Source organism: Rhodopila sp. (assembly GCF_965277165.1).
GTDB lineage: Bacteria > Pseudomonadota > Alphaproteobacteria > Acetobacterales > Acetobacteraceae > Rhodopila.
Window position 1 is genome coordinate 2828464 of record NZ_CBDICE010000006.1, and the last position, 15327, is coordinate 2843790.

The 15327-nt window shown below is 65.2% G+C and carries 11 protein-coding genes and 1 pseudogene; 8 read left to right on the plus strand and 4 right to left on the minus strand.

The window, feature by feature from the left end:
* Nucleotides 1-6: 6 nt before the first annotated feature.
* On the minus strand, nt 7-903 hold the full coding sequence (locus ACQY4Y_RS25175; RefSeq protein ID WP_428493297.1) for a TauD/TfdA dioxygenase family protein: 897 nt from the start codon (nt 901-903) through the stop codon (nt 7-9).
* Nucleotides 904-1225: 322 nt separating this feature from the next.
* Between ACQY4Y_RS25175 and ACQY4Y_RS25180 the strand changes: the two genes are divergently transcribed.
* Entirely contained in the window at nt 1226-1900 is a 675-nt protein-coding gene (locus ACQY4Y_RS25180; protein WP_428493298.1) for a hypothetical protein, read from the plus strand.
* Nucleotides 1901-1952: 52 nt separating this feature from the next.
* On the opposite strand, the gene ACQY4Y_RS25185 is transcribed toward ACQY4Y_RS25180, so the two are convergent.
* Nucleotides 1953-3755, minus strand: coding sequence for an ABC transporter ATP-binding protein (locus ACQY4Y_RS25185; RefSeq protein WP_428493299.1), 1803 nt, complete (start codon nt 3753-3755; stop codon nt 1953-1955).
* A gap of 262 nt (nt 3756-4017) precedes the next feature.
* Here ACQY4Y_RS25185 and ACQY4Y_RS25190 point away from each other — a divergent pair, with 262 nt between their 5' ends.
* The 4 genes from ACQY4Y_RS25190 (at nt 4018) to cysE (ending at nt 8674) form a co-directional block, all read left to right on the plus strand.
* A complete protein-coding gene (locus tag ACQY4Y_RS25190) occupies nt 4018-5073 on the plus strand; it encodes a glycosyltransferase family 4 protein (protein WP_428493300.1) in 1056 nt (351 codons plus the stop codon).
* A gap of 46 nt (nt 5074-5119) precedes the next feature.
* Complete coding sequence (locus tag ACQY4Y_RS25195; protein WP_428493301.1) at nt 5120-6331, plus strand: MFS transporter; 1212 nt, start codon at nt 5120-5122, stop codon at nt 6329-6331.
* A 231-nt stretch (nt 6332-6562) separates the two neighbouring features.
* Nucleotides 6563-7594, plus strand: coding sequence for a YihY/virulence factor BrkB family protein (locus tag ACQY4Y_RS25200; RefSeq protein ID WP_428493302.1), 1032 nt, complete (start codon nt 6563-6565; stop codon nt 7592-7594).
* Nucleotides 7595-7813: 219 nt separating this feature from the next.
* Nucleotides 7814-8674: a serine O-acetyltransferase gene (cysE, locus tag ACQY4Y_RS25205; protein WP_428493303.1), complete on the plus strand. Its 861-nt coding sequence runs from the start codon at nt 7814-7816 to the stop codon at nt 8672-8674.
* A 99-nt stretch (nt 8675-8773) separates the two neighbouring features.
* Here cysE and ACQY4Y_RS25210 read toward each other — a convergent pair whose 3' ends face one another.
* Together ACQY4Y_RS25210 and ACQY4Y_RS25215 are read right to left on the minus strand one after the other, a co-directional pair.
* Nucleotides 8774-10648: an alkaline phosphatase family protein gene (locus tag ACQY4Y_RS25210; protein WP_428493304.1), complete on the minus strand. Its 1875-nt coding sequence runs from the start codon at nt 10646-10648 to the stop codon at nt 8774-8776.
* A gap of 265 nt (nt 10649-10913) precedes the next feature.
* Entirely contained in the window at nt 10914-11570 is a 657-nt protein-coding gene (locus tag ACQY4Y_RS25215; RefSeq protein ID WP_428493305.1) for a hypothetical protein, read from the minus strand.
* A gap of 162 nt (nt 11571-11732) precedes the next feature.
* Here ACQY4Y_RS25215 and ACQY4Y_RS25220 point away from each other — a divergent pair, with 162 nt between their 5' ends.
* From ACQY4Y_RS25220 to ACQY4Y_RS25230, 3 genes and pseudogenes are all read left to right on the plus strand, one after another.
* Nucleotides 11733-12755: a histone deacetylase family protein gene (locus tag ACQY4Y_RS25220; protein ID WP_428493306.1), complete on the plus strand. Its 1023-nt coding sequence runs from the start codon at nt 11733-11735 to the stop codon at nt 12753-12755.
* Between the two features lie 2 nt (nt 12756-12757).
* Nucleotides 12758-14329: pseudogene (locus ACQY4Y_RS25225) on the plus strand (ABC transporter substrate-binding protein).
* 41 nt (nt 14330-14370) lie between these two features.
* A complete protein-coding gene (locus ACQY4Y_RS25230; protein ID WP_428493307.1) occupies nt 14371-15318 on the plus strand; it encodes a bifunctional helix-turn-helix transcriptional regulator/GNAT family N-acetyltransferase in 948 nt (315 codons plus the stop codon).
* Nucleotides 15319-15327: the final 9 nt, after the last annotated feature.

Below are 15327 nucleotides of genomic sequence, written 5' to 3' on the forward strand. Positions count from 1 at the left end.
CCTCCGTTATTCAGCGGCGAGAGCAGGGGCCTGCGGTGCCGTCATTGCGGTTCCCTTGATCGATGTCCGCCGCAGGTCGCGCACCTCTCGCAGGTCGCTGTAGCGTCGAACGCGATGCATCGTGGTGCGGTTGTCCCACATCACCAGGTCGTTGACCCGCCAGCGATGCGCATGCACGAACCGCGGCTGGGTCGCGTGCTCTGTCATGTCACGGATGAAAGCCCGCGCCTCCGGCATCGGCCAGTCCACGATGGTGCCGATATGGGCCGAAAGATACAGCGACTTGCGGCCCGTGACCGGATGGGTCCGCACCAGCCGATGGCGCACCGGGCGGACCTTGTCCTCGTTGCCCGCGCCGTAGTCGGAAAACCCCAGCTCGCCGCGTGAGAAGGCGATCGAATGTTCGGTGACGAGATCCTCGATTTCGGCCTTGGTCGCGTCCTCCAGCGCGTCGTAGGCGGCACGCATGTCGGCGAACTCGGTATTGCCCCCCGCACCCGGGACAACGCGCGCCGACAGCAGGGAATACCCCGCGCCGGTCGCCCGGAACGACGCGTCGGAATGCCACAGCCGGTTGCCCAGCGAATACATCCGCCGGCTGTCGTCGCGCGCACGCAACCGGCCGGCCGGGTCGAGGTTCGAGATGTCGCCGATCTCCACCGCGCCCAGGCGCCGTTCAGCGGGCTTCGACATCTGGCCGATCAACGTCGCCTCCAGTTCGCCGAAGTTGCGGCTGTAGGTGCATTGCTGCTCGTCGGTCAGCGTCTGGCCCGGGAACACCAGCACGGCATGGCGATCCATCCCGGCCTCGATCGCCGCCACCGCGTCGGATGACAGCTTCGCGCTGATATCGATGTCGGACACCTCGCCGACGAAGTCCGGATTCAACGCCGTGATGCGCATGCTTCTGATCGCCTCTCGCCGCGGTGTGGTCTATCGAACGGATGGGGAGTGTAACCGCGACAGCGCCGGTTCTCCAATACGGGCCGCCGGGGAAGTGCCGGCAAGAACCGAGCCGACGTTGATCGATCGCGGTTGCCATCCGTTTCGGGGCTGCCTTTTCCGCTCGCGGCCATCATCCGCTGCTTGCTCGGCCCACCGCGCGCACGGTACTATTCGCCTCCGAATCGGCTGGATTTTTGCTCTGCCGAGTCGTGGCGCGGCGTAAGGATTCCGCACCGGAGTATCGCAATGCAAACCCGACCCCATGCATGAGAATGGCCTGATGCTCCCCCAACTCGGACTGCCAATCGCCGAGGCCGACACGCTCCGCTCCCCAGTCGCGAAACCTCCGCGGCCGGTCGATGTTCGCGCGATCCACGTTTCCGGCTATCAGCGCGAAGCGCGCGATTTCTACGCGACACCCTCCTGGGTGACCGAGGCGCTGCTAAATCATGTGCAATTCCGCGGCCCGATATGGGAGCCCTGCTGCGGCGACGGCGCGATGTCCAGCGTGCTCGCGGCGCATCGCTACGGCGTCGTGTCGACCGACATCGCCGAACGCGGCTTCGGCCGTTCGGGGGTCGATTTCCTCGCCTGCCGGACGGTGCCGGACGGGTGCCGAAGCATCGTGACCAATCCGCCCTATGGCGATTCCGGTTCGCATCAGGGCCAGTCCCGCTCCTCGGCGGCGATGATGGGCTTTCTGCGCCATGCGCTGAAGCTGACCGCCAGCACGGAAGGACAGCTTGCGTTGTTGGTGCGCCTGCAATGGATTGCCGGCAAACGGGTGGCACAGGTGATGTCGGCCGCGCCGTTCGCCGCTGTGATCGTGCTGACCCATCGCATCCGCTGGTTCGACATGGGAGAGCGGACCAACCACGCCCAGCATCACCACGCCTGGGTGGTGTTCGATCATGCCCATCCCTCCGGCCAGCCACCGGCGATGTTGTTCGCCTGAGTGGCGATGTCAGCCTCGCCCAGCGGCGGCGTCGAACGGCAACGTTGATGCCTCAGGCCGCCGCGGCCACCGGGTCCATCCCTTGCTTGCGCAACAGGTCGCGATAGGGTCCGGGCCGGTCGGCCAGGTCGGCGGGGGTGCCGTCATCCACGATACGTCCGCGATCCATGACGATGATGCGGTCGAAGCGTTGCAGCGTCGACAGGCGGTGGGCGATGGCGATCACCGTGCGGCCCGCCATCAGACGGTCCAGCGCGTGCTGGATCGCCTGCTCGGATTCGGTATCCAGCGCGCTGGTGGCCTCATCCAGCAGCAGGATCGGCGCGTTCTTCAGCAACGCGCGGGCGATCGCCAAGCGCTGGCGCTGTCCGCCCGACAGCTTCACCCCGCGGTCGCCGACGATGGTGGCGAAACCGTCCGGCATGGCCTCGATGAACGACCGGCAGTGCGCCATGTCGGCGGCGGCCAGCACCTCGGCCTCGGTCGCATCGGGGCGCGCGTAGCGGATGTTCTCCAGCACTGAACGGTGGAACAGCGACACATCCTGCGGCACCAGCGCCATGACGTTGCGCAGACTGTCCTGGGTCACCTCGCGGATGTCATGCCCATCGATCGAAATGTGTCCGCCATCGACCTCGTAGAAGCGTTGCAGCAGGGCCAGCACGGTTGACTTGCCGGCACCCGACAGCCCGACCAGCCCGACGCGCTGGCCCGGAGCGATCAGCAGGTTGAAGTCGTTCAACACGGCGGCGCGCTCCGCATAGGCGAAGCGCACATGCTCGAACGCCAGCTGGGCAGGTCCGGTGGGCAGCGCGCCGGCGCCCGGCCGATCGTTCAGATCATGTGGCACCAGCAGCGTCGAGATCGCTTCCTGCAGCCGGGCGACGTGCTGGGTCAGATCGACCAGCGCCACCGCCAGATCGCGACTGCCGTGCAGGATGCCGAAAGCCAGCGAGGTAATCAGCACCAGATCGCCGACCTTGGCCTGGCCGTTCTGCCACAGGATGATGCCCCAGGCGATCACCCCCGCGATCAGCAGCGCGGTCAGCACCGCATGCAGCAGGCGGATATGCTCCAGGTAGAACAGGCTGCGGCGGCGCGAGGCCATCTCGGTCCGGATCCGATCGCCGACCCGGGTTTGCTCGCGGAAGGTCGCACCGAACGCTCGCACGACGCCGAAATTGCCCAGGATGTCGACCAGTTCGCCATCCACCGCGGCTGCCTTTTCGGCATAGTCGCGGTGGCGTGCGGTGCCGCGGCGGGCCATGACGAAAACCACCGCGCCGAGCAGCAGGGCGATCGCCATCAGGGTTGCGGCCAGCGCCAGATTGACCGTGCCGATGACGCAGATCGACAGCAGCACGCCGAAGCTCGGCGGCAGCACGTTCCAGGCCCCGGTGCTCTCCACGGTGAACGCGGCGTTGGCAGTGGCGGTGATGCGGCTTGCCAGCGCCCCCGGCAGGCGGTCCGCGAAGTAGGTCGGCGAGTGCCCGGCCAGATGAGCGAACAAGTCTCGCCTGATGTCGCCGGTGACCGCGACGAAAGCCCGATGCGCGGCGTAGCTGCCGACCCGCCACGACAGATTGTCCGCCGCCACCAGGGCACACAACAAGGCGAACGCGGTCCACACCTGGGCCCCGGCGGCCTGCGGCCCGGATGCCACGATATCGACCAGGTATTTCATGCCGTACTGGGTGGACACCGCGCAGGTCACCGCGGCGATTACCGACACCACCACCACCAGGTGACCGGCGGGATGGCCGCGCATGTAGCCGAACAGAAACGACAGCGCGCGGCTGCGCATCGCGGGGAAGGCTTCGGAACGCGGGACCTGGATACCCGGTCGGTGCGGCATAACGAAGGCGGGCTCCTCAACCGGGATAAACGCGGACCCGGGCCGCTGGCTCGCCTTCGCCATGTCCCGCCCTGGGAACCATCGGGCTGAAACCCGAAGATTGGACCGAACACGCCGACTTTTCGCCACATTCAAAAGCTATAACCTACTATAGATAAGTGCCTCTGGATTGTGAAGTCAAGCATAAGTTGTGTGGACACGATCACAAGAAAAAAGCGCTTTCTGCCACTAAACCGCCAGTCCATTCAGGGGCCGAATACTTATGCGTATTGCTCAAATATCGCCCCTGTTTGAGGCGGTGCCACCAAAACTGTATGGCGGAACCGAACGTGTGGTCTACTCGCTGACCCAGGAACTGGTGGCCATGGGCCACGACGTCACCCTGTTCGCCAGCGGCGATTCAGTAACCTCCGCCAAGCTGGCCCCAATGCGTGATCAGGCGCTGCGCCTGGATCCCTCGGTCAAGGACTGGATCGCCATATACCATCGTATGGTCGAATTGATATACCAGCGTAAGGACGACTTCGACGTCCTGCACTTCCACATCGATTATTTCCCGCTATCACTGTTCAGCCGACAGCAAGTGCCGTTCCTGACCACCTTGCACGGCCGGCTTGATATTCAGGAGTTCGTCGACGCCTACGCCAGCTTCGCCGATTGTCCCTTCGTTTCGATCTCCGACAGCCAGCGCCGGCCGATCCCGCGCTTGAACTGGGTGCGCACCGTGCCGCACGGCATGCCTGCCGACCTGCTAACACCACAACCAGGCGCGCAGCACTACGCTGCGTTTCTCGGCCGCATCTCGCCGGAAAAGGGCGTCGACCGCGCCATCAGGATCGCCGGCCGAGCCGGGATGAAACTGAAGATCGCCGCCAAGGTGGATAACGCCGACAAGGAATACTACGACACCCTGATCAAGCCGCTGATCCAAGCCAACCCCGACGTCGAATTCATCGGCGAGATCAACGACGCGCAGAAGCCCGCCTTCCTGTCCGCGGCGCACGCACTGATTTTCCCGATCGCCTGGCCGGAACCGTTCGGCCTGGTGATGATCGAGGCGATGGCCTGCGGCACGCCGGTGATTGCTTTCAACTGCGGGTCGGTACCGGAAGTGCTGGATCAAGGGGTCAGCGGTTTCATCGTCGACGACATCGATCAGGCGGTCGCCGCCTGCGGCAAGCTCCACACCATCGATCGCGCCCGTGTCCGCGCCACGTTCGACCGCCGCTTCACCGCCCGCCGCATGGCCGAGGACTACGTCGATCTCTATGAAGAACTTGCCCAGCCGACTCCCAAGCTGCACGCTCTGACAGCGTAGGACTGCCGGCGGGCACCGCGCCGGCACGCTCAAGGCGATCGATCACGTGCGAAGCCGGCTGGGCCTGAACGGACTGAACTTTTTTACAGCCGCGGTCCAGGCTGGGTTCGGCCCGTTCATCGCAGTCTGGCTGACACTCAGCGGCTGGACGCTCGGCGCGCTCGGCCTGGCGCTGAGTATCGGCACCTTCGCCGCCCTGCTAGGCCAACTTCCCGGCGGAATGCTGGTTGACCAGATCCACCGCAAACGGATCCCCGCCGCCGGCGCGCTGATCGCACTCGGCGCCGGTGCCCTGATGCTGTGCCTCGCTCCGACCCATACACTGGTCTTCAGCGCCCAGATCCTGCACGGCTTGGCCAGTTGCGTCATGACCCCGGCAATCGCCGCGCTGACGCTTTCGATCTGCGGCCACGACAGCTACAGCGAACGACTCGGTCAGAACACCCGCTACGACGCGCTCGGCAACGCCGCGTCAGCTGCCCTGCTTGGCGCGGCGGCCGCGGCGATCTCGCAGCGGGCCGTGTTCCTGGTGACCGCCGGCCTCGTGGTGCCGGCGCTGGCCAGCCTGGTGATGATCCGGATGGCGGACTGCGTCGACCCCGAAGATGACCACTCGGCGCTGCGCCACCCGCGCGAGCGAGAGCACAAACCCTGGCAGATTTTCGCCGATCCGACGCTGCACGTGTTCGCCGCCGCCGTCGTGTTGTTTCAGCTTGCCAACGCCGCGCTGCTGCCGATCGCGCTGAACGGGCTGGCACGCGGCGGCGGAGCGCCCGGCCTGGTGGTTTCCGCGACGATCATCGTGCCGCAAATCGTCACCGCGATGCTTGCGCCCTGGGCTGGCACCCTGGCGCAGCGCATCGGCCGGCGCCCGGTGCTGATGGTCGGGTTCGCCGCCGTGCCGCTGCGTGCTCTGCTGTTCGCCGTGGTGCCAGGCGCGTTGCCGCTGACCGTCCTGCAGGCGCTGGACGGCGTCAGTGCCGCGGTATTCGGCTTGATGCTGCCGCTGATCGCCGCCGACCTGACCCGGCGAACCGGCTTTCTCAACCTGGCGATCGGCGCGCTTGGGTTGGCGTCCGGCCTCGGGGCCACCTGCGCCACGCTGATCGCCGGCTGGATCGGCGATCGGTTCGGCGAGGCGACGACGTTTCTGCTGCTGGCCGCGGTCGGAGCCGCCGCGGTCGGCTTGCTCTGGATCGCCATGCCGGAGACAAGACGGACCAAGCCTGCTGCGCAAATTCGCCAGCCGGCACACTGACGCCGCGATCCACTCAGCCCGGCCCCACTCCGCCCGGCCCTACTCCGCCCGGCCCTACTCCGCCCAGTCCCACTCAGCCCGGCCCTACTCCGCCCGGCCCTACTCCGCCCAGTCCCACTCAGCCCGGCCCTACTCCGCCCGGCCCTACTCCGCCCGGCATCGTCCGGCCGAATGCGGAACCGCCGCAGGCAAATACCGTTTATCCACGTGACGCCGTCAGGGAACCCAACGATGACCCAGTCACGCCTTGACAAGTTGAAGCGCGACCTTGACGTCATCGCGCCCCCATCCACCGAAACGCCACGCCGCAAGACCGCGCGACAGGTCCGGGGTCTCGCCGACGAGCCGCATCAGATCCCACCGCGCCGCTGGAAGGACATCCTGGTCCGTTCCTGGAAAGAGGTCTCGGACAACAACATTTTCCTGGCTTCGGGCGGAGTGACCTACGCCGTTCTGCTCGCCTTGTTCCCCGCTCTTGCCGCGCTGGTCTCGATCTACGGCCTGCTGTTCGACCCGGTGCAGGTGGAACGCCAGGTCGCCTCCATGTCCAACGTGCTGCCGCCGCAAACCGCGCAACTGATCGGTGACGAGTTGCACAACCTGGTCACCGCCCCGCATGGATCGCTCAGCATCAGCGCCGGCATCGCCCTGCTGCTGGCGCTATGGAGCGCCTCACGCGGCATCAGTGGCCTGATCAGCGCGTTCAACATCGCCTACGACCAGAAAGAGACCAGGGGATTCTTCAAGCTCAACCTGCTCGCCATTGGTCTGACCCTGCTGGTGCTGGTCGGCGGAACGATCGTCATCGCCCTGATCGGCGTGCTGCCGGCGGTGATCCAGTTCGTCGGCCTGACCGGGTCAGCCAAATGGCTGCTTTTGGTGCTTGAATGGCCACTGCTTCTCGTGGTGGTCATGCTGGGCCTCGCGCTGCTGTATCGGTTCGCCCCCAATCGCCACATTGCGCGCTGGCACTGGGTATCCCCAGGCGCGATCGTGGCCACCCTGCTGTGGCTGATCGGATCGCTGGCGTTCACCATCTACGTCTCGCATTTCAACAGCTACGATAAAACCTACGGATCGCTCGGCGGGGTCATCGTGATGCTGACCTGGCTGTATCTGTCCTCCTTCGTCACCTTGTTCGGCGCGGTGATCAACGCCCAGGCCGAAAAACAAACCGACGCCGATTCAACCGTCGTCCAGCCCGAGCCCACACCCGGCCTTCGCGCCCGCGCCGCCAGCGTGATCGGCGAGACAGCATCCTGACGCTGCCAGAAGACCAATTCATCCCGACCCGCGATGGCACCGCCACCAGTGTCGGAAGTTCGAGCGAAAACAACGCCATGCCTGGGTGTTACCGGCCTCGAGCGGACCCGGGCACGCGACAGGTCGATAAAGGGAGTTGACGAAGCCCCCGCTGATCCGAACATGTAGTGTCAAAGCGTCCCATCCTGGACAGCTCGAAACCGCGGAAACCCCAAGGACATGCGCCCAAGCCCGTGCCACCTGACGCTGGTTCATCCCGATCACGCCGCCGCTGTCACCGACGCGCTGTGGGCCCGGCTGCGCCAGGAAGCCGAGGCGGCCTACGAGGCCGAACCCAAGCTCGCCTCGCTGTTCTTTGACTCGATCCTCAATCAGCCCAGTTTCGAGGCCGCGGTTTTCCACCGCGTCGCCGCCCGGCTGAAAAGCGACACCATCTCGCTGCCGCTGATCGTGCAGGCCTTCGGCAAGGCGGCCGAGGATGATGGCTGCCTGGTCGAGGCCGCCAAGGCCGACATCGCCGCGGTGCTGGACCGCGACCCGGCCTGCAACCGATTGATCGAGCCGTTCCTCTATTTCAAGGGCTTCCACGCAATCCAGGCACACCGGTTGAACCACTGGCTGTGGCACAACGGCGAACGCGATTTCGCGCTCTACCTGCAAAGCCGATCGTCCGAGGTGTTCCAGACCGACATCCATCCTGCAGCAAAATTCGGCCACGGCATCTTCCTCGACCACGCAACCGGCCTCGTCGTGGGTGAGACCGCAACAATCGGCGACAACGTCTCCCTTATGCACCAGGTCACCCTCGGCGGCAGCGGCAAGAATTCCGGCGATCGTCACCCCAAGGTCGGCAATGGCGTGGTGATCGGGGCCGGCGCCGCCATCCTGGGCAATATCGAGGTCGGCCCGCACGCCCGCGTCGCCGCCGGTTCGGTCGTGCTGAAGTCGGTACCGGCGCACGCCACGGTGGCCGGCGTGCCGGCCAAGGTCGTGCGTATCGTCGAAACCGACGAGCCATCGCGGTCGATGGACCAGGCGTTGAGCGATCTCAGCTACGCGTCGTTCAACTACACCATCTGAATCCCCGCGCCATTCCCACCCCCGGCCGGGACTCCCTCCGCCACAACGCAAAAGACCGGAGCAACCTGCTCCGGCCTGCATTCATCGTCGCCTCGGTCACTACCCGCCCTGGCTGCTGAAGTTGAACATATCCATCAGGTCGCCAATGGCCGGACGGTTGCCCGGAATATAGGCACTCGGCCCCGCCTGCGGGTTTGGCAGATTATCCCGGCTGCGGCGCGAGATCGGTGGCAGGCTCCAGTTCTTCTCGATGAACTTCAGGATCGAGACGTGATCCGTGTAGGTGTGATTGACGTGCCCACCCGTCGAATACGGTGACACCACGATCAGCGGGATCCGCGTGCCATCGCCAAAGAAGTCCAGCGTCTGGATATAGCCCGAGTCCCAGTAGCCGCCGCCTTCATCGACCGTGATGAACACCGCCGTGGACTTCCAGAGATCGGGGTTCTTGCGCAGCTCACGCAGCAGCTTCTGGGTGAAGTTCTCGAAAATGTCGAATTTCGAGGAACCCGGATGACCGTCATTCACGTCGGATGGCTTGACGAAGGAAACCGCCGGAAGCGTGCCAGTGTGCAAGTCATTATAGAAATCCGCGGTATCCTGCGTGGCAACATTGCGCAGCGACGGATCGGCCATGAACTTCGACTCGTAATTGAACGGGTTACAGATGTTGCAGTAGACGTTGTTCGGGTTCGCCGGTTCCGCCACCGACTGATCCCAGCCTTCGCCGAACCACGCGAACGACACCGCGTTGTTCAACAGGTCGTCGCCAATGCTCGGTGTCGAGACCGGCGGAATGGTGAACGTCGTCGGATCGATCGACCCGTCAGAATAATAGCCAGGATTGTAGTTGTTCAGCAGGTAGTAATGCCCCGCGTCGCAATTGGGATTGACCTTGGTGGGCAGCGCGCCGAGGTAGTCCAGGATCGGCTTGACCCCCGGCTGGCTTGAATCGCTGCACTCGCTGTACGAACCGCCCTTGCCGGTCGTCGAACTGCCGTAACCGTCGTTCGTATAGACGTTGTTGCTGCCGCTCTGCGGATTGGGGTCCTCGATCTGGCCGCTGGGCGGCGGGGTCGCGGTTCCCTTGCCGTCGCTGTACCAGATCGCGTCGCCGAACCCGGCGAAGATGCTGTCCAAGCCGGTGCCGCCCTTGGCCGGCTGGTGGTAGTTGTCGCTAATCGTGTAGTTGTCGGACAGCTTCTTGAAATACGGCATGTCGCCCTGAGCGACATTGTAGAAGCCCATCGACACCGACCCTTCGCCCGACGGCGTGATCCCGCCCGGCGTCAGCGCGGCGCCGTTGGTGCCGGCCCCGATCGTCGCTTCGACCCACGGGAACAGGTCATTCAGACAGCCGCTGGGATTGCTCGAGCTCGCGTGGCTGATATCGCAATCCACCTGCTGCCACATCTGGTAGAACCGATGCACCGGACTGGCCGCGTAGGCGTCATACGAAATGCCCGGGGTCAACGAATAAGGCCCGTTCGGCAAGCTGCTGACATTCGGCAGCCTGGTATCCAACGCCCCCGAGGTCAGCCCGGTCGCCCCGGTCAACAACAGCTTGTAGCCGCGCGGCAGCAGGTCACTGGTCGCGTCCTGCGCCTGCGCGATGGTATTGAACGGCGGAGCGCTGTCGCTGTTGGCCGTTGGACCACCGGCGTTCAACGGCGGCAGGGTCTGATACGGACCGGTCTTCGACGGCGCGATCTGGAAACCGGAGGTGTCGCTCGCCATCGACTGCACCGCCTTGACGAAGTTCGGCCCTGCGCTGCCGTCGGCGTTGACGATACCCTCGGAAAGCAGGTTGTTCACCTTGTCGCCGGATGGCGAGGTATAGGTGGCGAACAGATGATCAAAGCTGCGATTCTCGCCATAGATGACGATCACATGCTTGATCGGCGTCGTGGTGTTGTCATCATTGGCCTGCAGCGGCGCAGCGAACGCCAGCGGTGCAACGAAATTCGTTAGCATAGATAACATTGCCAGATAACTGACAGTTTTTCGACGTTCCCTTAGCATAATGCTTCCTCACTGGCCTGGTGGTAGGCAGGGGAATACCTACCGCCGCAAGGTTACATTCGGCTGACAGTTAAATGGCGGTTTGAATACTCACGAAACTGCAAATATTTCCCCCTCGCAAACCTGCGCACCACTCACCGTGCCGCCCCAAAATACGTGGCGTCCGAATCAGCACTCCGGCCGGCCGAACCGTGCCGCCCGCACAACGCCAACCAGCCTACATCGGCGGCACCAGCCCATTCCTGCCGACGCCAACCCGCGTCGCCGTCAACGTCTCGTCCGGATTCTGCATCGCGAACACGATGACGTGAGCGCCCTTTGTCAGCGCCGCCGTGGTCGCCGGCGCATAGGTGATGATCGGCGCCTTTTCCGGCACGAACACAGTTTGCTCGCCACCCTTGTAGGTCAGGGTCAAGGTGCGCCCGTTGGAAACCTTCAGGTCGCCGACTGTGCCGTTGGTCATGCTGCTGTCGGCCCCCAGGTCCCACGGCCGATGGCCCTCGCCGACACCGCGCATCGATTCCGGGAATACCTGAACTTCCAGCGCTTTCAACGTGCCGTCCGGCTGCTTCACCGCGGCGGTGCCGATGAACGACCCCGGCTTGATCGCCGTCACCGCGATCGGCTCGATCCAGGTCACCGTGGCATTGTTCGCCAGCTTCAACGAGACCTCATGGCCCGAGCGCGTGGCAACCCGCATTTCGTGCGGGTTGATCACATCGATCACCCCGCGCACCCGGCTGACCCCGGCCGCCGGCTGAGCGGTCGGAGGCCGCGCTTCCTGACCGGCAGGTGCCGCCGCCACCGAACCCGCGAACAACCCAATCCCAAGGCTTGCAGCCGCAACAAATACCACAGACCTGAAATTCGCCATCGCAGCCTCCCCCATCAATTTGCTTGTGCAACCAAGACGCAGCATCAAGGCCGAGCACACCGGGAAACGCAAGTGTACAAATTTGCGCGCCATCCAGGCCAGCCGTACGCTACGTCGATACATTTGCCTCCTCCAACCACGGCGCCCCGCTGGAGCATCTGAATGATCGTCATCACCACCGACCACGCCGCCCACGATCCCGACCGCTTCACCAACCCAGGCGATACCCGCCCCTACTGGGAGACCCCAGCGCGAGCCGACGCGCTGCTCGGTGCGGTGCGCGCCGCCGGCCTCGCCACCAAGCCCTGCGCCGATCACGGCCTGGCCCCGATCCAGCGTCTGCACGACGCCGGCTATCTGGCCTTCCTGCAAACCGCTTTCAGCCGCTTTCAGGCGCTCGCCAACACCGGTCCGATCCTGCGTGCCCCGGCCTACGCGGTGCGCCACAAGGCACGCCGGCCCGACGCGGTAATGGGACAGGCCGGTTGGTATCTCAGCAGCGTCAGCGCGCCGATCGTCGCCGCCACCTGGTCCGCCGCGCTCGGCTCCGCCCACGCCGCGATCGACGCTGCCGACGACGTTATTTCAGGACAACGATATGCCTACGCGCTGTGCCGTCCGCCCGGCCATCACGCCCACACCGACATGGCTGGCGGCTTCTGCTACCTGAACAACGCAGCGATCGCGGCGCAACGCATGCTCGACCGAGGCAGCGGCCGCGTCGCCATCCTCGATTTCGACGTCCACCACGGCAACGGCACCCAGCAGATCTTCTACCAACGTGACGACGTGCACTACGTCTCGATCCACGGTGACCCCGCCGGCCTGTATCCTTGGTTCGCCGGATACGCCGACGAAACCGGCGAAGGCCCAGGCCTCGGCTGCAACCTCAACCTGCCGCTGCCCGCCGACACAGGCGACGACGGTTTCACCGCGGCGGTAGAGCAGGGGCTCGATGCCATCGCCGCCAGGCGACCATCGGCACTGATCGTGTCGGCTGGCTTCGACGCCCAGCTTGGCGACCCTGCCGCCAACCTCGCCGTCACCGCCGCCGGCTTCGCAACGGTCGGTCGCCAGATCGCCGCACTGGGCCTGCCGACCGTGCTGATCCAGGAAGGCGGCTATCTGGTCGAACGACTCGCCGCCAACCTGACCGCCTTCCTCACCGGCCTGGAATTGATCTGACCATGCGCCGCCGCAGCCTGCTCGCCGCCGCCACGGCGCTCACCGCGCCGCGCATCGGCCGCGCCGCCGGGGCCAGCGTGCTGCGCTTCATCCCGCAGTCCGACCTCGCCGTGCTCGACCCGATCTGGACCGCCTCCTACGTCACCCGCAACCACGCCATGATGGTGTTCGATACCCTCTACGGCACCGACAGCGCGTTCCGGGTCTCGCCGCAGATGGTTGCCGGCGATACCACCACCGCCGACGGCCTGACCTGGGAAATGACGCTGCGCGACGGATTGTTCTGGCACGACGGCGAAAAAGTGCTCGCCCGCGACTGCGTCGCCAGCATCCGCCGCTGGGGCGCCCGCGACAGCTTCGGCCAGTCCGTCATGGCGGTCACCGACGAACTCTCCGCCCCAGATGACAAGACCATCCGCTTTCGTCTGAAACGATCCTTCCCGCTGCTGCTCGCCGCCCTCGGCAAGCCAGGCTCCAACGTCTGCGTCATGATGCCGGAACGACTGGCCGTCACCGACCCTTTCAAGCAGGTCACCCAGATGGTCGGCAGCGGACCGTTCCGCTTCCAGGCCGATGAGCGCGTCGCCGGCGCCCGCGTCGTCTACCAGCGCAATCCAGCCTACCTGCCGCGCCCCGATGGCATCCCCAGCTTCACCGCCGGCCCCAAGATCGTCCACGTCGATCGGGTCGAGTGGACCGTCATCCCCGACCCCGGCACCGCCGCGGCCGCCATGCAAGCGGGCGAAATGGATTGGTGGGAGGCGCCGACCTTCGATCTGCTGCCGTTACTGAGAGCAAGCAAAAATCTCACCCTGCCGCCGCCCGACCCGTTGGGCTTCCTCGGCAACATGCGGCTGAACCACCTGCAGCCGCCGTTCAACAACCCAAGCCTGCGCCGCGCTCTTCTGGGCGCCGTCAGCCAGGACGACTACATGGCAGCGGCCGCCGGTGATCCGACAAATTGGCGCGACGGTGTCGGCATCTTCTGCCCGGCCTCGCCGATGGCAAGCGATGCCGGCATGGCGGTGCTGACCAGTCCGCGCAACCTCGCCGCGGTGGCCAAGGCGGTCGTCGCCTCTGGCTAAAAGAATGAGCGTACGGTGCTGCTGATCCCATCCGACTTCCCGGTGTTGAAGGCGCTGGGCGACGTCGGCGCCGACCTGCTCAAGCGCATCGGCATCAACGTCGATGCGCAATACGCCGATTGGGGCAGCGTGCTGCAGCGTCTGGCGAAACAGGATCCGGTCGAACAAGGCGGCTGGAGCCTGTTCCACACCTACTGGTCCGGCCTCGACGAATTCGACCCCGCCGTGCACACCTATATCCGAGGCAATGGCAAAGCCGCCTCGCGCGGCTGGCCGACCAGCGCCAAGCTCGAGCAACTGCGCAACGACTGGCTGTTCGCCACCGACCTCGCCGATCGCAAGCGCATCGCCGCGCAAATCCAGCAACAAGCCTTTCTGGACGTCCCCTACATCCCGCTCGGTCAAATTCTGCCGCCGACCGTCTACGCCCGTTCCGTCACCGATGTGCTGACCGGCTACGCCGTGTTCTGGAACCTGCGCAAAACCTGAAATTTGACTCAGTCAACTAAATTGCCGACCCTGCGCAGGCAATGACCGAGTCCCAAGCCATAACCCCAGTCATCCAGGCCGAAACCATCGCCGCCATCCGCCGGTTCGGCCGTTACTACACCCGCCAACTCGGCCTGCTGGGCGAGGGTCTGCTGAAATCGGACTTCTCGCTGACCGAAGCACGCGTGCTTTACGAACTCGCCCACCGCCCGGCGCCAACCGCGGCCGACCTCAGCCGCGACCTGGCGCTGGATGCCGGCTATCTCAGCCGAATCCTCAAGGCGTTCGACCAGCGCGGCCTGATCACTCGATCGCTATCCCCGCATGACGGCCGCCAGACCTTGCTCACTCTCACCGCGGCCGGAGCGGCCGCCTTCGCGCCGCTGGATCGGGCCTCGCAACAGGACGTTCGGGCGATGATCGACCGCTTGAGCCAACCCCAGGCAGCGGAACTTGTCAGCGCCATGCGAACGATCGAACAGCTCATCAGCACCGAAGCACCGCCGCCCCCGCCCGTCATCCTGCGACCGCATCGGCTCGGCGATCTCGGCTGGATCGCCCATCGCCAGGCCATTCTCTACGCCCAGGAATACGGCTGGGACGAAACCTACGAAGCCCTCGCGGCGGAGATCCTCGCCGCCTTCGTCAAGCGTCACGACCCCAAGACCGAGCGCGGCTGGATCGCCGAACGCGACGGCGTCGTCATGGGTTCGGTGTTCGTCATGCGCGCCTCCGCAACCGTCGCCAAACTGCGCCTGCTCTACGCCGAACCCGCCGTCCGAGGCACCGGACTCGGCCGCCGCCTGGTCGACGCCTGCATCGACTTCGCCCGCGACAGTGGCTATCGCACCCTGACGCTATGGACCAACGACGTGCTGCTGCCCGCTCGCCGAATCTACCAGGCCGCCGGATTTACCTGTGTCGACACCCAGCCGCATCAGTCCTTCGGCAAGCACCTGGTCGGCGAGACCTGGGACCTCGTCCTGTAGAGCGCGATC

What these genes read in the sequence shown, in the direction of transcription:
- ACQY4Y_RS25220 (WP_428493306.1), top strand. Translation starts at nt 11,733, where the DNA reads ATGATCGTCATCACCACCGACCACGCCGCCCACGATCCCGACCGCTTC.
- ACQY4Y_RS25230 (WP_428493307.1), top strand. Translation starts at nt 14,371, where the DNA reads ATGACCGAGTCCCAAGCCATAACCCCAGTCATCCAGGCCGAAACCATC.
- ACQY4Y_RS25215 (WP_428493305.1), bottom strand. Translation starts at nt 11,570, where the DNA reads ATGGCGAATTTCAGGTCTGTGGTATTTGTTGCGGCTGCAAGCCTTGGG.
- ACQY4Y_RS25200 (WP_428493302.1), top strand. Translation starts at nt 6,563, where the DNA reads ATGACCCAGTCACGCCTTGACAAGTTGAAGCGCGACCTTGACGTCATC.
- ACQY4Y_RS25185 (WP_428493299.1), bottom strand. Translation starts at nt 3,755, where the DNA reads ATGCCGCACCGACCGGGTATCCAGGTCCCGCGTTCCGAAGCCTTCCCC.
- ACQY4Y_RS25180 (WP_428493298.1), top strand. Translation starts at nt 1,226, where the DNA reads ATGCTCCCCCAACTCGGACTGCCAATCGCCGAGGCCGACACGCTCCGC.
- cysE (WP_428493303.1), top strand. Translation starts at nt 7,814, where the DNA reads ATGCGCCCAAGCCCGTGCCACCTGACGCTGGTTCATCCCGATCACGCC.
- ACQY4Y_RS25210 (WP_428493304.1), bottom strand. Translation starts at nt 10,648, where the DNA reads ATGCTAACGAATTTCGTTGCACCGCTGGCGTTCGCTGCGCCGCTGCAG.
- ACQY4Y_RS25175 (WP_428493297.1), bottom strand. Translation starts at nt 903, where the DNA reads ATGCGCATCACGGCGTTGAATCCGGACTTCGTCGGCGAGGTGTCCGAC.
- ACQY4Y_RS25190 (WP_428493300.1), top strand. Translation starts at nt 4,018, where the DNA reads ATGCGTATTGCTCAAATATCGCCCCTGTTTGAGGCGGTGCCACCAAAA.